This window comes from Mariniflexile maritimum (assembly GCF_009746565.1).
In the GTDB taxonomy this organism is placed as follows: Bacteria; Bacteroidota; Bacteroidia; order Flavobacteriales; family Flavobacteriaceae; genus Mariniflexile; species Mariniflexile maritimum.
Map to the genome: position 1 here is coordinate 122734 of NZ_WRPN01000007.1, position 22302 is coordinate 145035.

Here is a 22302-nt window from a genome sequence, read left to right on the forward strand (position 1 = left end):
CAACAAAGAAAACCTTTCAAGCGATTGAAAGGTTTTCTTTTTTACACCAGTACAACATCTGTTCAAAAATTCATGTTTCTTTCATTTATTGTTATCTTTTTAATGAATATGAAACCTAAGTGGTTGTTGAATATGCTTACATCCGAAAGGTTTACGTTCTCGGATGCTTAAATTAATCTATGCATACTTCCTTTAGTTAGTCATAATGGGTCCCCCCAAGCATTTGTACAGACTCTATTTTTTTATTTTATCGAAATAGCTTTAGAAAAACATATTTTTGTTGCTAAATTGCGTTGGAATTCTTAATGAATTGTTTTCATGATTAAGGCATGAAATTTATGAATAGAACAGAATATGACATTTTTAGTTGCATTTTTAAATAAAATGATTCAAAACACTAAGTTTTTATTCGTAGGGTTTATAGTGGTTATTTGTTCATGTTCTAACCCTAATGAGAAGCACTTTAAGATAGGCTTTTCTCAAACAGGTATTAATGACGAATGGCGTAAATCTATGAATCAAGCTATGGAAATTCAGGCAGGTTTTTATCCAGAATTCGAGCTTAAAATTCTAAATAGCGAAGATGACATAGAAAATCAAATAAAAAATATTGAGCAGCTTATATCAGAAAAGGTTGATATTTTAATAGTTTCACCCATAAAATCTAAACCCATTACGCCAATAGTTGAAAAAGCATTTAAAAGTGGTATTCCGGTTTTAATTGTTGATAGAAAAACTGATGGAGATAATTATACCGCTTATTTAGGTGGTGATAATTATGAAGTAGGAACAAATGCCGCTAACTATTTAGCATCATTAACAAATGAAAATAAAAAAATAATTGAAATTAAAGGACTTGCGGGTTCTTCACCAGCCTTAGAACGTAGCTTAGGTTTTAGTGATGTTATTAATTCAACCAAAAATTTACAAGTTGTTAAAGCTATTGAAGGAAACTGGGAAAGTTATTCTATAAAAGATAGTTTACGAAACGTATTGGAAAGTGTAAAAGATGTAGATTACATATTTGTGCATAACGACAGAATGGCCTTAGGTGCTTGGGAAGTTGTAAAAGAAAAAAAACTTCAAGACCATATAAAAATAATAGGTGTTGATGGTTTAAATGGACCAAACGGAGGCATACAATTGGTAAAAGAAGGCAAATTATTGGCTACCATATTATATCCAACAGGAGGTGATGAGGCTATTCGGTTAGCTTTAAAAATATTGAATGGTGAGCGCGTTGCAAAAAACAATATTTTAAGTACCACGGTTATAGATTCCCGTAATGCCGATATTATGAGTAAACAATTTGATAAAATATACCAACAGCAACAAGATATAGACCAACAACACGTAAAAATAAAAAAGCAAGAAAAGAGATATACCAGCCAAAAAAACACATTACAATTACTTTTGGCACTATTAATTATAAGTATTGTTTTAGGGACATACAGTATTTATTCGGCATACAACATCAAAAAGAAAAAACGCGAATTGGAGATTCGTAATAAAAAAATAACCATTCAACGAAATCAAATCAAGAAAATAGCAGAAGAAGTTAGAATTAGTAATGAGGCTCGCGTTAATTTTTTTACAGGATTATCCCATGAGTTTAAAACACCGATAACGCTTATATTATCTTCAATAGAATCTTTAACTGAAAACAAATTACTCCGAGACAATAAATTATTAAATGAATTTGGTTTAATATTTAATAACTCGAAACGATTGTTACGATTAATCAATCAACTACTCGATTTTAGAAAGGTAGAAGACCGTAAGTTTGTTTTAAGAACTTCAAAAACAAATTTATATCAATTTTCAAATGTAATTTTTAAAGATTTTGAACGAGAGGCACAAAAACGGAACATTAATCTTACGATTAGCTCGAATAATGAGGACTTATCCATCTTTTTAGACAGAAATTTAATGGATAAGGTGTACTTTAATTTATTGTCTAATGCCTTTAAATTCACACCTAACAACGGTACAATTTCAATTGATATTTTAGATGAAGTAGGAAGTAATTTTGTGAAAATCCATTTTAAAGATTCTGGAATAGGCATCCCAAAAAAGGAAATCGATAATGTTTTTCAAGCCTTTTTTCAAGGTTCTAATAACAATAAATCTAGTTCTGGAATTGGGTTGCATTTGTCTAAAGAGTTTGTAGAAATGCACAAAGGAACAATTGAAGTTATTTCAAAACATGGAACAGAATTTATAGTCACACTTTATAAGAATAATGTTCATCTAAATTCAGACGAAATAATTTATGAGCCAGATATTATAGATAGTGAAATTTTAAGTTTTAATACAGAATATGAAGACGATTCATTTATTAGTCAGCAACCATTAAATGATGGAGAGAATTATTCGATTTTAATTATAGAAGACAATCCTGATTTGGTGAAATATTTAAAAGGAAAATTATCTTCTGATTACATTGCGCACGTTTCTGATGGTACAGATGCAATAGAAAAGGCCTTGGAAATTATTCCAGATATCATATTGTGCGATGTTAGTTTACCTGGAAAAAGTGGTTTTGAAATATGTGAAATTTTAAAGAAAGATTTAAGAACATCGCACATTCCAACCATTATTCTTACAGCACTAAATAATAAAGAATCTTATATAAAGGGATTGGAGTCTGGAGCCGATTTGTTTTTAACAAAACCATTTAGTTTTGCCATTTTAGCTCAATCTATAAAAACACTTATTTATAATCGTGAAAAGCTTAGGTATTATTTTGTTAATAACGTTCATAATATAGATGCCTCCAGTAATTTTGGATCTATGGAGCAAGAATTTGTTTCAGAGTTGAATAAAATTATAAAAAATAATATGGACAATTCTAAATTTTCTGTTGAAAGTTTAGCCAGTGATTTGAATATATCTCGAATTCAGCTTTACAGGAAAATGAAAGCAATTATAGGTGTAAATGTTAGTGATTATATTCAGAATATTCGACTTGAAAAAGCCAAAGTATTACTGCAAGAAACACAACTAACAATTTCTGAAATTGCATACGCAACTGGTTTTTCTTCACCTAATTATTTTTCTACAAGTTTTAAAGCAAAATTCAAAAAATCTCCTAAAGACTTTAGAGATAGATAAAGCTAAAACGAAAATTCACTTTTTAATTAAAGTTTTTTTAGTATTTTTTAAACAATAATTGAATTCTAAACCAATTATTGTTCATTTATATAATTAAATACAGGTCTTTTTATCTATTCAATAAAGCTAGATACCTATTTTATGTAACAATTTTAAACAAATGATGTAACAATTTTATTAAATAGATTTATTATGAAAAATAAATAAGCATATATGCAATTGAAATACAGATAGTTAAATATTTTTTAACATAGGCTTAACAATTTCGAATTCATTTGATACAAATCTAAAATACAGAAACAGTCTTTCAATGTACATTGTGATCACTAAACTAATAATACCACCACATGAACAGAAAGATATTAATCTGGTCTATTACTGCAGCTTTAGCAGGTTTCTTATTTGGATTTGACACCGTTGTTATATCGGGTGCCGAAAAAAAATTACAACTACTTTGGGGTTCTTCTGATATGTTTCATGGGGTAGTTGTAATAGGCATGGCATTGTGGGGTACCGTAGTGGGCGCTTTTTTTGGAGGCATTCCTACTAATAAATTCGGAAGAAAAAACACCTTAATATGGATAGGGGTTCTTTATACCGTTTCTGCAGTTGGTTCCGCCTTGGCAAACGACCCTATTACATTTGCTGTTTTTAGGTTTATTGGCGGTTTGGGCGTAGGGGCATCAACCATTGCGGCACCGGCTTATATTTCGGAAATCGCACCTGCCAAGGACAGAGGCAAGCTTGTGGGGCTTTACCAATTTAATATTGTATTTGGTATTCTTATCGCTTTTTTATCCAATTATCTGTTAAGCAACGTTGGTGAAAACGCTTGGCGCTGGATGGTTGGCGTAGAAGCTTTTCCCGCCTTTTTATATACGTTGTTTGCGTTAACCATTCCAAAAAGTCCGCGTTGGTTACTTACCAAATTTAGAAACAGTGAAGCCCTTGGGGTACTTAAAATCATCAATCCAGATCAAAATCCGGAAACGCTCATGCTGGAGATCAAAGATGAAATGGAAAACACCGTACCCAATGAAAATATCTTTCTAAAAAAATACAGATACCCCCTGATACTAGCGTTTTTAATAGCATTTTTCAATCAATTATCGGGTATTAACGCGTTGCTTTATTACGCCCCCAGAATTTTCACGGAAGCTGGTCTTGCGGAAAGTTCGGCACTTTTAAGTAGCATTGGCGTAGGGGTTACCAATTTATTGTTTACATTTTTGGGCATCTTTTTAATTGATAGGTTAGGAAGAAGACAATTAATGTACATCTGCTCCTTTGGTTACCTTATATCGTTATCCTTAGTGTCCATGGCGTTTTTTCTTCATTGGGAAGGCGGTTTTATACCGGTGTTTTTGTTCATGTTCATTGCATCGCACGCCATTGGGCAAGGTACCGTTATTTGGGTGTTTATTTCCGAGATTTTTCCAAATCATTTACGAGGTTCTGGACAATCCTTTGGTAGTTCTGTACATTGGGTACTAGCAGCGGTTGTGCCTTCTTTAGTACCGGTATTGTTTTCAACAATAGGAGCGGGTATGGTGTTTCTCATATTTGCCATTATGATGATGCTACAACTTTTATTTGTCATTTTTATGATGCCAGAAACTAAAGGTGTCTCATTGGAAGAATTGAGTAAAAAATTAATTAAAGACAGAAATCAAGCTGCTAACTAAAACTAAATTAAAATGAAACACATGAAATTAAATAAGCTAAAATTTTTACTGCTTTTTTTGTTGATATCATCTGTCAGTTGCAAAAACAAGATTGAAACAAATCCAAATGAAGTTGAAATAACGAAATCTTTTACTGAAGAAGAGCTTTATAGACCAAACTTTCATTTCACGCCTAAAAAAGGTTGGATGAATGACCCAAATGGGATGTTCTACAAAAATGGATATTACCATTTATATTTTCAGCATTATCCAGATGGAAACACATGGGGTCCCATGCATTGGGGGCATGCTATTAGTACAGACATGGTAACTTGGAAAGAAATGCCCATAGCAATATACCCAGATGAAAAAGGATATATATTTTCTGGAAGTTCTGTTGTAGATGTTAATAATAGCTCAGGGTTTTCCAAAAATGGTATTGAGCCCATAATAGCCATGTTTACTTATCATGATATGGATGGTGAAAAAGCTGGTAAAATTAATTACCAATCTCAAGCCATTGCATATTCTTTAGATGAAGGACAAACCTTTACTAAATATTCTGAAAATCCTGTAATTAAAAACCCAGGCATTAAAGATTTTAGAGACCCAAAAATGGTTTGGGATTCTATACACGAAAAATGGCTAATGGTATTGGCCGCTGGACAAAAAATTATGTTTTATAGCTCTTCAAATTTAAAAGATTGGAAATTAGAATCTGATTTTGGCGATGGAATAGGAGCACATGGTGGCGTTTGGGAATGTCCAGATTTCTTTCCTATGGTAGTTCAAGGAACAGATGAAATTAAATGGGTGCTGTTAGTTAGTATTAATCCTGGTGGGCCAAATAGTGGAAGTGCAACCCAATACTTTATAGGTGATTTTGATGGTAAGCAATTTAAAATAGACCCATCGTTTGAGGACGACTTAAATAGTACGGAGCATAAATCTATATGGATAGATTATGGAAGAGATAATTATGCAGGCGTAACTTGGTCTAATATACCCGATTCCAATGGCAGAAAATTGTTTATGGGATGGATGTCAAATTGGGAATATGCCAATGTAGTGCCTACTGAAACATGGAGAAGTGCTATGACAGTAGCAAGACAGATTGAACTTCAAAAAGTAAATACCAGTTATAGATTATTATTCCAACCTGTAAAAGAATTATCAAATTATAGAAGCACCAAATTTAAAAAGGAATCAATAGTAATAAATGGAGATACAAAAATTATAGATTCTAAAGCAATCGATTTATCAAGTACAGAAATTAATTTTAAAATTTCCGATTTAAATAATAGTGGTTTCACGTTCAAACTCACGAATAAACAAGGGGACACCTTAGCTTTTGGATATAATAACAGTGATAAAAACTTTTTTGTAGATAGAAGAAAATCTGGTAAAACAGCATTTTCAGAAAAGTTTGCAGATCGTGTTTCCATTGCTAAAAGAACATCAACTAATAAAGATTTTATTGGTACAATTATTATCGATAAAACATCTATAGAACTGTTTTTTGACAATGGCGAAACCGTTATGACAGAAATATTTTTTCCGAACTCACCATTCAGCGAACTAAGTATTGAACCTAAAGACCAAGAATTTATGCTTGGCAACATTGAAATTCACAAACTAAATATTAACTAAATTAAATTAAAATGAAATTAAAACAACTTTTATTTCTGCCTGTATTTGCTCTTATGAGCATTTGGGCTCAAGCACAGGTTAGAGGTACTGTTACCTCGCAGGAGGACGGTATGCCTTTGCCTGGCGTATCTGTAATTGTATCTGGCACAACGCAAGGTACCGCAACAGATTTTGATGGTAATTATGTATTGGAAAATGTTGATAAAAATGCAACATTGGTTTTTAGCTATGTAGGCTTTAAAACTCAACAAATACAAATAAGTGGACGTTCTGTAATAGACGTGGTATTGGAAATAGATGCAGCTGAACTAGATGCGGTTGTAGTAACAGGTTATGGTAAAGAACGTAAAGTAGATATTACTGGCGCTATAACAGTAGTAGATTTAGCTCCTGTTGAAGGGCAAAGTTTAAGCTCGGGTAATGCCATGCAAGCACTTCAAGGTCGAGTACCTGGTTTGTTTGTTGAAAAATCTGGAGACCCAACAGGATTAAATAGCAGAATACTTATTCGTGGCGTTACTACATTAGGTAATAACGATCCATTGTATGTTATAGATGGTGTTCCTACAAAACGTCAGGAAGTTTTTGCAAGTCTAAATCCAAACGCTATTGAGTCTATTCAAATACTAAAAGATGCATCTGCTTCCTCTCTTTATGGTTCAAGAGCTGCAAATGGTGTTATAGTAGTAACAACAAAAACAGGTTCAAAAGGCGAAAGAGTAACAGTAAGTATCAACTCCAACGTATCTGTTCAATCTGAGAAAAAACAGCGTTATACTATGTTAAATGCGCAACAACGTGGTCAAGCATTATGGCAAGCATCTGTTAATGATGGTGCAGATCCTAATGGGGGATATGGAGAAATTTACAATTTCGATTGGAATGGCGATTTTAGTAATCCTGTTCTTAATAATGTTACCGTTAAGCCATTTGTTGGAGGAGACCCTAACGTGCCTGTTGGAGATACAGATTGGCAAAATGAAACTTATGAAACAGGTTATGTATTTAATAACGAAGTAACAGTTGCAGCAAGCAGTGAAAAATCATCTTTACTAATTAATATGGGGTATTTAAAAAATACTGGGATGCTTAAAAATACCAATTATGATAGGTATACATCTAAGATTAATGGTTCAACTAAGTTATTTAATGATAAACTTAAGTTTGGTGTAAACACTCAATTTTCAACATCTGATGAGACACTAGCAGCTAATGACGTTGGTAATGCTCCAACTCCAGGTTTAGCGATTACTTTGGCGCCAACAATTCCTGTTTACGATGCCAACGGAAATTTTGCAGGGCCATTAGGGGCTGGGTACTCAGACCGTAACAACCCTGTGTTAATGCAGTATTTAAATAGATGGGACAATGCTAAGAAAAATAATTTCTTTGGAAATGTTTATGCCGAATTGCAATTATTGGAGAACTTAACATTCCGATCTACTTTGGGTATTGATTTTAGTGATTTTAAAAAGAAAAATATTGAGCCAAAAGTAAATAACGGATTTATTACTAGAGGTACAAATAGACTTATTTATGATACCAATAAATTGTCATCGCTCGTTTTTTCTAATATTTTAAATTATAATTTGGAGTTTGGAGAAAGTAAATTTGGAGCTATTTTAGGTGTAGAATCGGTTAACGAGAATTTTGATACACTTTTTGCCCAGGCAGATGATTTTGCTGTAGAATCTGAATCATATTTTGTGCTAAATGCAGCTACTGGGGCTCGAACTAGTAATGGAATTTCTACTGAATATAGTTTGCTTTCACAATTTGGAAAATTGAATTATTCTTTTGCCGATAAATATTTGGCAACGTTCACTTTACGTAGAGATGGTTCTTCACGATTTGGAAAAAATAATAGATATGGTATTTTTCCAGCGGCTACAGTTGGATGGAAAATTACGAATGAGGATTTCTTCCCAAAAACAGATGTTATTTCAGATTTAAAACTTCGTGTTGGATATGGTGAAGTAGGTAACCAAGAAATTGGTAATGTAGCGCGTTTCGGATTATATGAGTCAAGGTATGGACAAAATCAAGCACAACTTTCAGGTGGGTTTTTCGAAATTTATCAAAATGTTGGTACTGCTTATGACATAAATGGTAATAACACGGGTACTTTACCATCTGGATTTGTTTCTACACAAGCTGAAAATCCAGACTTAAAATGGGAAACAACTAAAGAATATAACTATGGTGTTGATTTTAGTTTGTTCAATAATGCGGTTAGTGGCTCGTTCGATTATTTTACCCGAAAAACGAGTGATATTTTAACTACACCACCAATTCCATCTGTGTTAGGAGAAGGTCAACAACGCGTATTAAATGGTGCCTCTACCGAAACAAAAGGTTGGGAATTGGCTTTAAGTTATTCTAAATCTTATGATAATGATTTTAGTTTCTCGGTTTCTACAAATTTTGGAGCCTTTAAAGATAAAATCACCTATTTACCAGCAGATGTTCTTGCAGGATTTCCTGGTACAGCAGATAATTCTATATTAGGCCATTCCGTATTTTCAATATTTGGCTATAAAACGGATGGATTATTTCAAAGTCAGGCTGAAGTTGATGCGCATCCAAACGGTGGCGTGCAAACAAGTAATGCTAGACCAGGAGGGGTAAAGTTTGTTGACCTAAATAATGATGGAAAGATAGATGGTGATGATAGAGATTTTATTGGAACTACAGTGCCTGATCTTGAATATGGTATTAGAATCGATTTAAACTACAAAAACTTTGACTTTTCATTGTTTGGTTCAGGAGTTGCAGGTAGAATAGGAACCGATCCATATATTTTCTGGAATAATTTCACGCAAGGTCGTGATAATGCTGGTCCTGGTGTTTTAAATTCATGGACACCAACCAATACCAACACCGATGTTCCCTCATTATCGTTAGTTAATAATATTGGTGATGATAACGACTATGTTTACAGAAAAAATTCCTATTTTAAATTACGAACTATGCAATTAGGATATTCTTTTCCTGAAAGTTCTATAAGTAAATTGGCAGGAATGACAGGCTTACGTGTTTACTGTCAAGGAGAGAATTTATTTTGGTTTACACCTAAAGGCTATATAGGTTCAGATCCAGAACGTATAGATGTAAATAGAATTCCAGTACCTACAACATTATCTGTTGGTTTAAATATTAATTTTTAAAATAAAAAAGTCATGAAAAAAAATATAAAGATAATTGGCTGTTTACTTGCAACAATAATATTGTCTGCATGCAGCAACGATTTTTTAGAATACGAACCAGAGGGTGTACTCTCTAGTGAAAATGTTGCAACGGCTGATAATGCAGAGGCATTAGTTATAGCGGCTTATGCTGCAATTGGTAACGATGATATGATTGGACCATTAACCTCTCAATGGGTTTACGGTAGCGTACGTTCTGATGACGCTTATAAAGGAGGCGGGGGTCGTGGTGACGTTGATATTGTAGATAAATATGAGCAATATAACCTTACTGCAGCAGATCAGGGCGACTGGATGACACCAAGAACGTGGACACTTTATTATAGAGCCATTTCAAGAGCTAATTTTGCCTTATCTGTAATTAACATCATTCCAGATGGAGACTATCCAAACAAAGCTATCAGACAAGCTGAACTTAGGTTTTTAAGAGCGCACTGTCATTTTATGTTAAAACTGATTTTCAAAAAAATACCTTATATAACTGAAGATATGACCGCTGAGGAGAAAGCATCAACTTCCAATGATATAGATAACGATGCCTTATGGAATAAAATAGCAGACGATTTTTTGTTTGCCTATAACACGTTGCCACAATCTCAAGATCAAGTTGGTAGAGCCGATAAAAATGCTGCTGCTGCTTATTTAGCAAAATTGCGTTTATATCAAGCTTATGAGCAAAATGACTCCCATCAGGTAACTAATATCAATGCTGCAAGATTACAAGAAGTGATTGATTACGCCGATGATGTTACAGGAGCTTTAGAAGCAGATTATGGGAATAATTTCCTTGATGGTTTTGATAATGGTCCAGAATCTATTTGGGCTGTTCAGTTTTCTATAAATGATGGTACAACTGTTGGTAGGACAAGTTTTGTTACGGGGTTAAACTCACCACATGGTACTGGATTATATGGATGTTGTGGATTCCATTTGGCTAGCCAAAATATGGTAAATGCGTTCCAAACGGATACTTCAGGGTTACCTTTATTAGATACGTTTAATAATACAAGCATTTTTAATGTTGTTGATGGAAATGGTGAGACGCCATTGGCTCCTGGTATTACAGTAGATCCAAGAATTGATCACACAGTTGGTATACCTGGTCGTCCATTTAAATATCGCAATACCGTAAATAATACTGGTGACATGATTTATAACTTTAGTTGGGCAAGAGACCCAGGTGTGTATGGCTATTTTGGCAATATGAAAGAGCAACAAGCACCAGATTGTTCATGCTATGTTAAAGAAGGTCCGTTTGTTGGAACTTCAAAAAATATAGATTTTATACGTTATGCTGATGTATTGTTATTTAAGGCAGAAGCATTAATTCAATTAAATCAAGTAGATGCAGGTGTAACCATTATTAATCAAATTAGAACCCGTGCAGCGGCAAGTACGCAAAGACAAATTGATGCTGGAGCTTCAAACATTTATAATGTAGGCATGTACCCCATGGGTATGTCTAAAGATAATGCTTGGAAGGCTTTAATGTTTGAAAGACGTTTGGAGTTTGGTATGGAAGGGCCAAGGTTTTTTGATCTTGTGAGATGGGGGATTGCTGAACCTGTTCTTAATGCCTATTTAGCGGTAGAAAAAACAAGAAAAGATTTTCTTTCCAATGCAAAATTTACAGCAGGCAGAGATGAATATTACCCAATTCCACAAAGAGAAATTGATTTTACGGGTGGATTGTATGACCAAAACCCTGGATATTAATTTTAATCATAAAATTGTTTAGTTTTTTGAGTTAGTTTTTTTAATTCCAGAAGTCTTTATAACTTAAAGGCTTCTGGAATATTAAAAAAAAGGAGTTTTAAACTCCTATTCTTGTTGAGATTTTTAAGAATGTTTTTCTGCTTATAAATTTTTTGCCTGCCTCAAATGTTACTATCTGCAATATAAAATAATATTGGACATAAAGCATATATCATGAAAATTAAATTTAATAAAGCGATTATTTTATTTTTTGTCATTTCTTATTGTAGCGCACAAACTATAATTCCTGTAGAAACCAAAGATTTTGCGATGGTTTTTAAAACGGACAACCAAAATCGATTATGGAATTGTTACTTCGGTAAAAAATTAAGTGATAATTCAGATTATAAACATATTGATGAGCAATATTATTTTCCTAGTTCAAATGCGGGTATGTATAATGCCGCATATACCCCGTCAGGCACTTGGAACTTATCTGAGCCTGCCTTACAAGTAAAACATTTTGATGGAAATTTATCTACCGAATTACATTTTGTTAATGTAAAAACTGAGGTAAATAATGAAGAAACCATTACAAAAATTACATTAAAAGACCCAGTTTATAAATTAAAAGTGGTTTTAAATTATAAAGTTTGGTCAAACTTAAATGTGGTAGAACAATGGACAGAAATAACCAATAATGAGACCGATACCATTGAATTAAATAAGTACGCCTCAGCAAATTTATATTTTACTAATAAGGATTTTTATTTAACACATTTTCAAGGGGAGTATTTAAAAGAAATGCAGCCTATAGAAGAAAAGCTCACTCAAGGTTTAAAAACAATTGAGTCAAAATTAGGTACACGTGCCATGTTATTGGGAACTCCTAATTTCATTGTTTCATTTGAAAACCCTCAAAGCGAAGGTGATGGATTGGTTTTACTTGGTCAATTAGCTTGGAGTGGAAATTATAAAATAGATTTTGAAATAGATTCATATAAAAACTTAAGATTAATTGCAGGTATTAACCCTTATGAGTCCAATTATTACTTAAAAAAGGATGAAACTTTTAAAACACCTTCGCTTATTTATTCAATATCTAATAAAGGGACAGGTTTGGCATCCAGACAATTGCAATCTTGGGCAAAAAAATACAGGGTTTTAGATGGTGAAGGAGATAGATTAACCCTTTTGAATAATTGGGAAGCTACTTATTTTGATTTTAATGAAACTAAACTTTCTAAATTAGTTAAAGATACAAAAAATTTAGGGTTGGATTTGTTTTTACTTGATGATGGTTGGTTCGGAAATAAATATCCTAGAAATAATGATGATGCAGGATTGGGCGATTGGCAGGAAAACCGAAAAAAATTGCCAAATGGATTAGGTTACTTGGTAAAAGAAGCCAAAAAGAATAATGTAAAATTTGGAATTTGGATTGAACCAGAAATGGCAAATCCGGAAAGTGAATTGTTTAAAAATCATCCAGATTGGATTATTAAGCAACCAGAACGTCCTGAAAAATTATACCGTAACCAGATGGTGTTGGATGTAACTAATCCGGAAGTACAAGATTTTATATATGATGTGGTCGATAACCTATTTACGCAAAACCCAGAAATAGCTTTTATAAAGTGGGATTGTAATGCGGTGATTTACAATGCTTATTCTGCCTACCAGCTGCAAAAAGGAATCTCGCAAACACATCTTTATGTGGATTATGTTTTAGGACTTTATAAAGTACTAGAAAGAATTAGAGAAAAATATCCTAAAGTGCCTATGATGCTATGTTCTGGCGGTGGTGGAAGAGCTGATTATGAGTTTTTAAAATATTTTACTGAATTTTGGCCAAGTGACGATACCGATCCTATCGAACGTATTTTTCTTCAATGGAATTATTCCTATTTTTTTCCTGCGATAACAATGGATTGCCATGTAACTAATTGGGGAAATCAACCCATTAAATTTAAGGTTGATGTAGCTAGTATGGGGAAATTAGGGTTTGATGTTGATGTGAGCCACATGAATGAGAAAGATTTGGGTTTCACGAAAACCGCTATTAAAAATTACAATGGTTTTAAAAATATGGTGCTTCATGGCGAACAATATCGTTTGTCTAGTCCGTATAAAAACCCGTTTGCGTCTTTAATGTATGTCAATAATAATCAATCTCAGGCTATTATGTTTAATTATCTCAGCTCTAATAGGTTTATGGAAAGAATGACCAAGCGACCTATTAAATTGAAAGGGTTAGATGCCAATAAAAAATACAGTATTAAAGAAATAAATCTATATCCAGGGGTGAAATCCACATTAAATGAATTGGTTGTTTATTCTGGTGATTTTTTAATGACAGTAGGTATAAATCCTGAAATAGATACTAAAAGGACAAGTGTAATATTATTGATTGAAGGAGTAAATTGAGATATTTTTCAATTACTTGTTGAATATTAAAAGAAGATTATATGGCAAAAATAACATGTTTCGGAGAAGTGTTATGGGATGTGTTTCCTACGCATAAAAAAATAGGAGGAGCTCCTTTAAATGTTGCCAATAGATTGCAGGCGTTAGGAAATAACGTCACCATGATTAGTGCTATTGGAGAAGGTGGAAATGGCACCAAATTGCTTGATTACATTAAGGAAGTTGGTATTAATCCTAATTGTATTCAAGTACACAATGAATATAAAACTGGGAAAGTAAAAGTGATGCTGAATGAAAAAGGTTCTGCTTCATACGATATTAAATACCCAAGAGCTTGGGATAAAATAAGACTAACTGAAATAAATAAAAACGCCGTTAAAAATTCAGATGCTTTTGTTTTTGGAAGTCTTGCAGCAAGAGATGAAAGTTCAAGAAATACCTTGTTTAAATTAATAGAACTTGCAAATTATAAAATTTTTGATTTAAATCTAAGACCACCATATTATACAAAAGATTTGCTAATAAAATTAATGAATGAAGCTGATTTTATTAAGTTTAATGATGATGAATTGTATGAGGTTAGTGGGTATTTAGACTCTAAATACCGCTCTATGGAACAGAACATTAGGTTTGTTTCTGAAAAAACTAATACCAAACACATTTGCGTAACCAAAGGGCATCATGGTGCTGTATTATTGTATGATGATACGTTTTATTATAATAGTGGTTATCTAATTAAAGTAATTGATACCGTTGGTGCGGGCGATTCCTTTTTAGGCGCGTTAATAAGTCAACTGTTAAACAAAGTGAATCCACAAGAGGCCATCGATTTTGCCTGCGCAGTGGGTGCCATGGTCGCGCAAAGCGAAGGGGCTAATCCTGTTTTATTACATTCGGATATTGATGCATTTATCAATCCATATTGAATATTAATAATTTGAGTTTTCTTAATGTTTCATTTAAAAAATGTTTATAATGGCTAGGATCTGCTTGGTATTGGCTTTTAAAATATACCGATTTAAAAATTCACGCCCTTTTCCCCAATAGCATCATTTTTTTTCTTAAAATAGCACGGTAAACAAAATGTAACCCTGTTGCAAATCCAGCATGGAGACTTTAGTTTTTGCGGTGGTTTAAACACTTTAAAAACCCGAGTTCTATATAAGAAATCAGTTATTTTAACATAGAAAAAGCAGATAAATTTATCAGGAATGCCTCCAGGCATCTATTTGTTGAAAATAGTTGCCGAAAAAGGCAGTCACGTATCTAAAATTCTCAAAAAATAGATAGTAACAAACAAAGAAGCATGTTCTGTTACCCTACGGCTTCTTGGTTCATGGTTTGTTCCTTAATTGTATAAACTAGATTTGTTTTACACAATCTGCTAATTGTAAGTTTTTTTTAAAGCTATTGTAAATCAATCCGTTTAAATTTCTTTTTTATACCATTTTGTATATATTTGTGAAGTTAATAAAAAAATGAGGGATTGTTTTTTTAAATGAAAATACTTTTTGTCTCAGAAAAGCGTTTTTAATTATAAGAAATAGAAATATTTTGCATTTCGTCGATGATAATTAGCATTTCACAGATGTTTTTTTCAATATAATGCAGGTATTTATTTTGTTCGCTCGCTTTTTTTTATACATTTGTTAACAAATGATAATACAAAACAAAAGAATAATTGCCTCAATCTTATTTGTTTTAATAAGTTTTGTATGTGCAGCACAAGCATTGCCGCCCCCTGGTCCGCCGCCGCCTATAGGTCTTCCTATTGATGGAGGTGTGTTAATGGGCCTAGTGGCTGGTATATTTTACGGCGCCAAAAAATTATGGTTCAGCAAAAGCAAGCTTTAGTCTTTTTTTTCCAGTTGTAACAGTTTTGTTACATATTTCCCTAAAACATCAAATTCTAAATTTACCAGTGTACCTTCTTTAAACGTACTAAAATTAGTATGGTTATAGGTATAAGGTATTATGGCAACGCTAAAACTATTTTGTTTAGAGTTTACAACCGTTAAGCTGGTGCCGTTTACGGTTATAGAGCCTTTTTCAATAGTGATGTTGTTTAACGTGGCGTCGTATTGAAACGTAAAAACCCAACTGCCATTGGCTTCTTCAATAGAGGTGCAAACGGCGGTTTGGTCCACGTGGCCCTGTACCATGTGGCCATCTAGCCTATCGCCCAATTTCATGGCGCGTTCCAAATTCACCTTATCCCCAATTTTTAAATGGCCTAAATTGGTTTTATCTAGGGTTTCCTGTATGGCCGTAACGGTGTATTCATTGGCGTTTATATGGGTTACGGTTAAGCAAACCCCATTGTGCGATACACTTTGGTCTATTTTAAGTTCTGGCGTAAGGCTACTTTTAATGCTTATGTTGAGGTTGCCCAAATCTGTTTTCAAATTTGAAATAACGCCCATAGTTTCAATAATTCCTGTAAACATCGTATTGTCTGTTTATTTAACTAAATTTGTACCATCAAAATTACAAACAAAAGTTGTCATTCTTAATGAAGAAATCAGAAAATATAGTAGTTGGCATCTCCATAGGAGATTTAAACGGCATTGGCGGTGAAATTGTTTTAAAAACATTTGAAGACGCACGCATGCTAGAATTTTGTACCCCAGTTATTTTTGCTTCGGCGAAAGCCATGAATTTTTTCAAAACACATTTTAATTCCGAAATCAATTTCAATATTATTAATAGCTTAAACCAAGTGGTTACCGCAAAGGTTAATGTTTTTAACTGTTGGAACGAACCTGTAAACATTGAGTTTGGAAAAGAAGACCCAAAAATAGGCGCCTATGCCATAAAATCGCTGCAGGCAGCAACCAAGGCGCTTAAGGAAGGCAGCATTGAGGTGTTGGTAACCGCTCCCATTAACAAGCACAATATACAATCGGAAGCGTTTAATTTTCCAGGGCATACCAATTATTTGGCGCAACAGCTAGGAGGCGAAAGCCTTATGTTTATGGTAACCGATACGTTAAGGGTGGGTTTATTGACCGATCATGTACCGGTTAAAGATATTGTAGAGCACCTATCGGAAGCATTAATCGTAAATAAAATAACCACTGTTTACAACTCGCTTTTAAAGGATTTTGCGATTGTTCGACCAAAGATAGCCGTTTTGGGCATCAACCCGCATACCGGCGATAATGGGGTTATTGGCAATGAAGATGATACCATTTTAAGGCCAACGCTACAAAAACTGAAGGATGCCGGCAAACTGGTTTTTGGCCCGTATGCCGCCGATAGTTTTTTTGGCTCAAACAATTATAAAAATTTCGATGCCATTGTAGCCACCTACCACGACCAAGGGTTAATTCCCTTTAAAACCTTATCGTTTGGCCATGGCGTGAATTTTACGGCAGGATTGAATAAAATTAGAACCTCGCCCGATCATGGAACGGCCTACGAAATTGCCGGAAAAGGCGTTGCCGATTCCAATTCTTTTAAGGAAGCTGTTTTTGCCGCTCTTCAAATACATAAAAACCGGATTGAATACGAAGAACTTACTTCAAATCCACTGCAAAAGTCCCGTCAAAAGATGTAAACAAAAAAATGTTTATAAGTCATGTTGCTTAAATAAAAATTTATATATTTGCAGGCTCAAAATAGATGTGATAATGAAGCCGTTAAAAGAGTTTACGATCCCATTTGTAGGATTAAAGTTAGGAAAGCACCTTTTTGAGTATAAAATTGAAAACCCGTTCTTTGAATATTTTGAGTATGAAGAGTTTAACAACGTTAACGTTGATGTAAATGTTGTATTGGATAAAAAAACAACCTTACTGGAGTTAAACTTTAAAATGTCAGGATTTGTAAACGTGAATTGCGATGTTACCAACGAGCCCTACAACCAACCCATAGAAAATGCGTTTGATTTGGTGGTCAAGTTTGGAGACGAATATAATGATGAAGATACCGACATCCTAATCGTTCCACATGGCACTTATGAAATCAATATCCAACAATACATTTACGAATTAATTGTACTGGCAGTACCTATAAAACGGATTCACCCAGGTGTTGAAGATGGCACCTTAGATTCCGACATACTTAAAAAATTAGAAGAACTAAGCCCAAAGCTTAAAGAAGAAAAAGACACTGAAGAGGAAATAGATCCTCGATGGAATACATTAAAGAAACTATTAACGGATAAATAAACATAAAAAATGGCACATCCTAAGAGAAAAATCTCAAAAACAAGAAGAGATAAAAGAAGAACCCACTACAAAGCAACTGCGCCACAAATTGCTACTTGCCCAACAACAGGGGAAGCTCATTTATACCATAGAGCACATTGGCACGAAAACAAATTGTACTACAGAGGTCAAGTATTGATCGATAACTCTGAGGCCGTAGAAAACGTTGCATAAAAATTATGCATGCATATAATAAAACGCTCACATGTGAGCGTTTTTTTTATGATATGTTTTTTCAACAGCACAAAAACTCGTACTTTGCACCTTATTTCGTCAAACTTCAACGATTTTTGCGAAATTTTGTATGTTTTTGTTCAATTTTAACGATTTTTTGGTCAATTTAACTTTAAAGTTATGATAAAAATCTCAGCAGCCATTACCGCTGTTGGCGCTTATGTGCCAGAATATGTATTAACCAATCAAATTCTTGAAACCATGGTTGATACAAACGATGAATGGATAACGTCAAGAACAGGAATAAAAGAACGTCGCATTCTTAAAGACGAAGGCAAAGGTACTTCTTACCTAGCCATCAAAGCGGCACAAAACCTTATCGATAAAAAAGGGATAGACCCCAAAACCATTGAACTTGTTATCGTTGCAACGGCAACCCCCGATATGAAGGCTGCTTCAACAGCGTCCTATACGGCATCTCAAATTGGCGCCGTAAACGCCTTTTCTTTTGATATGGATGCCGCTTGCTCCAGCTTTTTGTTCGGTATGTCCATTGCCGCCAGTTATATAGAATCGGGCAAATACAAAAACGTATTGTTAATTGGGGCCGATAAAATGTCGTCCATCATCAATTATACCGATAGGGCAACCTGCATTATTTTTGGCGATGGCGCGGGCGCCGTATTGTTTGAACCCAATGAAGAAGGCCTAGGACTACAGGATGAATATTTGCGAAGCGACGGCACAGGTAGGGAATTTTTACAGGCAACCTATGGCGGGTCTTCGTTCCCATTAACGCCCGAAGCCATGGCAATAGGCGGCCAGTACGCTTTTCAGGAAGGAAAAACGGTATTTAAAAACGCCGTGTTCAATATGGCCGATGCAACTGTTAAAATATTGGAACGAAATAACTTAACAAAGGAAAACGTTAACTGGTTGGCAGCACACCAAGCCAACAAACGTATTATCGATGCAACAGCACAACGTATTGAGCTGGAAGAAGAAAAAGTGATGATAAACATTCACAAATACGGTAATACCACATCGGCAACATTACCACTATTGTTGAGCGATTATGAATCGCAACTTAAAAAAGGAGATAACATTATATTTGCCGCTTTTGGCGGCGGGTTTAATTGGGGCGCCATTTATTTGAAATGGGCCTATAATTCAAGAAACTAACCATTAACTAATTCGTATAATTATGGATATTAAAGAAATTCAAAACTTAATTAAGTTTGTTGCCAAATCGGGAGCAAGTGAGGTTAAATTAGAAATGGGCGATATTAAAATCACCATAAAAACTGGGCCAGACCCAGAAGCAACGGCCATACAATATGCACCTGTTGCAGCTCAATTACCACAGCCCATGGCACCCGTTGCTGAGCCAAGACCAGTAGCCGAAGCCGCAGCTCCTGCTGCACCAGTAGCCGAGACCTCAAAATACATTACCATAAAATCGCCCATCATTGGAACGTTTTACAGGAAACCTTCACCAGACAAACCATTGTTTGTTGAGGTAGGGCAAACCATTGCAGAAGGCGATGTACTATGTATTATTGAGGCCATGAAACTTTTCAATGAAATAGAATCAGAGGTTTCAGGAAAAATAGTTAAAATTTTAGTGGACGATTCCTCACCAGTAGAATTCGACCAACCTTTATTCCTAGTCGATCCATCGTAATATAAATCCCAATTTTCAATTCCCAATTTCCAATACAATTTTTTGGAATTTGTTTTTTGAATATTGAAAATTTGAAGAATTTATGTTTAAAAAAATATTGATTGCCAATAGAGGCGAAATTGCGCTTCGAATTATAAGGACCTGTAAAGAAATGGGCATCAAAACCGTTGCCGTTTACTCAACAGTCGATGCTGAAAGTTTGCACGTTAAGTTTGCCGATGAAGCGGTTTGCATCGGGCCAGCTTCAAGCGCCCTGTCCTATTTAAAAATGTCGAATATCATCGCTGCTGCGGAAATTACCAATGCCGACGCGATTCACCCAGGTTACGGATTTTTATCGGAAAACGCCAAATTTTCAAAAATTTGTGAAGAGCACGGTATCAAATTTATAGGTGCTTCTCCAGAAATGATTGATCGTATGGGCGATAAGGCCAATGCGAAGGCAACCATGAAAGCTGCTGGCGTACCTTGTGTTCCGGGAAGCGACGGGGTTATCACCACATTTGAAGAATGTGAAAAAATAGCCAAAGCAACCGGTTACCCCGTGATGCTTAAAGCTTCGGCCGGTGGTGGCGGAAAAGGCATGCGTGCAGTTTGGAAACCGGAAAATTTAAAAGATGCTTGGGACTCGGCTCGTCAAGAAAGTAAAGCGGCCTTTGGGAACGACGATATGTACATGGAAAAACTTATTGAGGAACCACGCCATATCGAAATTCAGGTTGTGGGCGACTCTACCGGAAAAGCCTGCCATTTATCAGAACGCGATTGCTCAATCCAACGTCGCCATCAAAAATTGACCGAAGAAACGCCATCGCCGTTTATGACGGATGCACTTCGTAAAAAAATGGGAGAAGCTGCTGTTAAAGCTGCGGAATTCATTAAATACGAAGGTGCGGGAACCATCGAGTTTCTAGTGGATAAAAACCGTAATTTCTATTTTATGGAAATGAATACGCGTATCCAGGTGGAACACCCCATTACCGAACAAGTCATCGATTTTGATTTGATACGCGAGCAAATTTTGGTGGCTGCTGGAGTGCCCATTTCTGGAAAAAATTACTTACCCAAGTTACATTCCATCGAGTGCCGTATCAATGCCGAAGATCCCTTTAATGGCTTTCGCCCCTCACCAGGAACCATCACAACGTTGCATGCCCCGGGTGGTCATGGCGTGCGGTTAGATACCCATGTGTATGCAGGTTATACCATTCCGCCAAATTACGATTCCATGATCGCTAAATTAATCACTACTGCCCAAACCAGGGAAGAGGCCATAAGCAAAATGAAACGTGCATTGGACGAGTTTGTTATTGAAGGCGTGAAAACAACCATTCCATTCCATAGGCAATTAATGGAACACCCCGATTATTTAGCGGGCAATTACACCACGAAGTTTATGGAAGATTTTGTTTTAGAAAAACAAGTTGAAGAATAAATAAAAACTAGGAGACCGTCTCACATCTGAGGCGGTTTTTTTATTCCTTTATCAATCTAAAAATTGAAAATCATCTCGTAATTGAAAGACAAATGGATTCGTTTTTTTTCAATGCTTCATCATGTTCAAAAAAAATACTTTTACCGTTTAAATTAACTTCAATTAAATAATAATGCCCTTTAAAAAAGGATTGTGTTACAATGCCCCTTAAAGGCGAAGCATCCACTTTTTTAAGTTGATGCGGATAAGTAATTCCTATATGGTCAAGCTCATTGAATTCATCAAAAAACGAAGCAATCAATTTGTTTTTCGGATTTTTAAACAGCTCTTGAGGGGTGCCTTTGGCCATTATTTTAGTTTCATGGAGCACAATCATCTGGTCTGAAAAGGACAAAACATCCTCCTTGTCATGTGTAGATACAATGCAGGTAATGTTTTTTTCTTTTAGATACCTGAATAAACTTCGGCGTAACGATTGTTTTCTGAAATTATCGATATGGCTAAAGGGTTCGTCCAATAAAATAACTTCGGGCCATTTGGCAATGGCCCGGGCAATGGCAACGCGCTGTTTTTGGCCGCCACTTAGTTCTTTAACCTTTGTGTGGGCAAATGGTTGTAGTTCCACAACTTCCAAAAGTTCATTGATGCGTGCTTGTTTTTCTTCTGGATAAAAGTTAGAAAGAAAGGCTCCAATATTTTCGGATACTGTAATGAATGGCATCAAATCAAATTCCTGTGCCACATATTTCATGTAATCTGGCCCCGTAATTAAATGGTATTTTGGGCCTAAAATTTCGTTTTCCTTCCAAAAAATATGGCCTTTGTTTAAATCGTAGGTACCGTAAAGCAATTTTAATAACGTGCTTTTGCCAGAGCCACTTTCGCCAATAATTGAAAAATGTTCGCCTGCATTTACACAAAAATTGATAGCGTCTAAAACGGGTTGTTTTTTATAGCTGAAGGTTAGGTTTTTAACTTGAAGCATAGCATGATTAAAATAAGACCTCACAGATTTCAAAAACCTGTGAGGCCTAAAAAATTA

General features: G+C 34.8%; 17 protein-coding genes. 15 read left to right on the forward strand and 2 right to left on the reverse strand.

Translation table 11 applies throughout. The features are described from left to right. Nucleotides 1–354: 354 nt before the first annotated feature. The 9 genes from GQO80_RS10645 (at nucleotide 355) to GQO80_RS16005 (ending at nucleotide 15610) form a co-directional block, all read left to right on the forward strand. Complete coding sequence (locus GQO80_RS10645) at nucleotides 355–3114, forward strand: hybrid sensor histidine kinase/response regulator transcription factor (RefSeq protein WP_232333159.1); 2760 nt, start codon at nucleotides 355–357, stop codon at nucleotides 3112–3114. A 347-nt stretch (nucleotides 3115–3461) separates the two neighbouring features. Continuing rightward, a complete protein-coding gene (locus tag GQO80_RS10650) occupies nucleotides 3462–4799 on the forward strand; it encodes a sugar porter family MFS transporter (protein ID WP_157208342.1) in 1338 nt (445 codons plus the stop codon). Nucleotides 4800–4811: 12 nt separating this feature from the next. Continuing rightward, nucleotides 4812–6428 carry a glycoside hydrolase family 32 protein gene (locus GQO80_RS10655; protein WP_317163235.1) on the forward strand — a complete coding sequence of 539 codons (1617 nt, stop codon included), beginning with the start codon at nucleotides 4812–4814 and terminating at the stop codon, nucleotides 6426–6428. A gap of 11 nt (nucleotides 6429–6439) precedes the next feature. Next, nucleotides 6440–9595: a SusC/RagA family TonB-linked outer membrane protein gene (locus GQO80_RS10660; RefSeq protein ID WP_157208343.1), complete on the forward strand. Its 3156-nt coding sequence runs from the start codon at nucleotides 6440–6442 to the stop codon at nucleotides 9593–9595. A gap of 12 nt (nucleotides 9596–9607) precedes the next feature. Continuing rightward, complete coding sequence (locus GQO80_RS10665) at nucleotides 9608–11350, forward strand: RagB/SusD family nutrient uptake outer membrane protein (RefSeq protein ID WP_157208344.1); 1743 nt, start codon at nucleotides 9608–9610, stop codon at nucleotides 11348–11350. 213 nt (nucleotides 11351–11563) lie between these two features. Further along, a complete protein-coding gene (locus GQO80_RS10670) occupies nucleotides 11564–13756 on the forward strand; it encodes an alpha-galactosidase (protein ID WP_157208345.1) in 2193 nt (730 codons plus the stop codon). Between the two features lie 41 nt (nucleotides 13757–13797). Then, complete coding sequence (locus GQO80_RS10675; RefSeq protein ID WP_157208346.1) at nucleotides 13798–14682, forward strand: carbohydrate kinase family protein; 885 nt, start codon at nucleotides 13798–13800, stop codon at nucleotides 14680–14682. 270 nt (nucleotides 14683–14952) lie between these two features. Beyond that, the gene (locus GQO80_RS16000; RefSeq protein WP_394351004.1) at nucleotides 14953–15042 is read left to right on the forward strand and encodes a T9SS type A sorting domain-containing protein; all 90 of its coding nucleotides are present in this window, start codon (nucleotides 14953–14955) and stop codon (nucleotides 15040–15042) included. Nucleotides 15043–15412: 370 nt separating this feature from the next. Then, a complete protein-coding gene (locus GQO80_RS16005; protein WP_394351002.1) occupies nucleotides 15413–15610 on the forward strand; it encodes a PID-CTERM protein-sorting domain-containing protein in 198 nt (65 codons plus the stop codon). On the opposite strand, the gene GQO80_RS10685 is transcribed toward GQO80_RS16005, so the two are convergent. Then, nucleotides 15607–16203, reverse strand: a complete 597-nt coding sequence (locus GQO80_RS10685; RefSeq protein WP_157208347.1) for a riboflavin synthase — start codon at nucleotides 16201–16203, stop codon at nucleotides 15607–15609. The genes GQO80_RS16005 and GQO80_RS10685 overlap by 4 nt on opposite strands. A gap of 65 nt (nucleotides 16204–16268) precedes the next feature. Here GQO80_RS10685 and pdxA point away from each other — a divergent pair, with 65 nt between their 5' ends. The 6 genes from pdxA (at nucleotide 16269) to accC (ending at nucleotide 21260) form a co-directional block, all read left to right on the forward strand. Then, nucleotides 16269–17315, forward strand: a complete 1047-nt coding sequence (gene pdxA, locus GQO80_RS10690) for a 4-hydroxythreonine-4-phosphate dehydrogenase PdxA (protein WP_157208348.1) — start codon at nucleotides 16269–16271, stop codon at nucleotides 17313–17315. 73 nt (nucleotides 17316–17388) lie between these two features. Next, on the forward strand, nucleotides 17389–17928 hold the full coding sequence (locus GQO80_RS10695; protein ID WP_157208349.1) for a YceD family protein: 540 nt from the start codon (nucleotides 17389–17391) through the stop codon (nucleotides 17926–17928). 9 nt (nucleotides 17929–17937) lie between these two features. Beyond that, nucleotides 17938–18141 carry a 50S ribosomal protein L32 gene (gene rpmF, locus GQO80_RS10700; RefSeq protein WP_157208350.1) on the forward strand — a complete coding sequence of 68 codons (204 nt, stop codon included), beginning with the start codon at nucleotides 17938–17940 and terminating at the stop codon, nucleotides 18139–18141. 180 nt (nucleotides 18142–18321) lie between these two features. Beyond that, nucleotides 18322–19323 (forward strand): beta-ketoacyl-ACP synthase III, encoded by a 1002-nt coding sequence (locus tag GQO80_RS10705; protein ID WP_157208351.1) that lies wholly within the window; start codon nucleotides 18322–18324, stop codon nucleotides 19321–19323. A gap of 22 nt (nucleotides 19324–19345) precedes the next feature. Next, nucleotides 19346–19825 (forward strand): acetyl-CoA carboxylase biotin carboxyl carrier protein, encoded by a 480-nt coding sequence (accB, locus tag GQO80_RS10710; protein WP_157208352.1) that lies wholly within the window; start codon nucleotides 19346–19348, stop codon nucleotides 19823–19825. Between the two features lie 82 nt (nucleotides 19826–19907). Then, nucleotides 19908–21260: an acetyl-CoA carboxylase biotin carboxylase subunit gene (gene accC / locus GQO80_RS10715; protein ID WP_157208353.1), complete on the forward strand. Its 1353-nt coding sequence runs from the start codon at nucleotides 19908–19910 to the stop codon at nucleotides 21258–21260. A gap of 70 nt (nucleotides 21261–21330) precedes the next feature. Here the strand turns inward: accC and GQO80_RS10720 are convergent, their stop codons facing one another. Next, nucleotides 21331–22245, reverse strand: coding sequence for an ABC transporter ATP-binding protein (locus GQO80_RS10720; RefSeq protein ID WP_157208354.1), 915 nt, complete (start codon nucleotides 22243–22245; stop codon nucleotides 21331–21333). Between the last annotated feature and the right edge of the window lie 57 nt (nucleotides 22246–22302).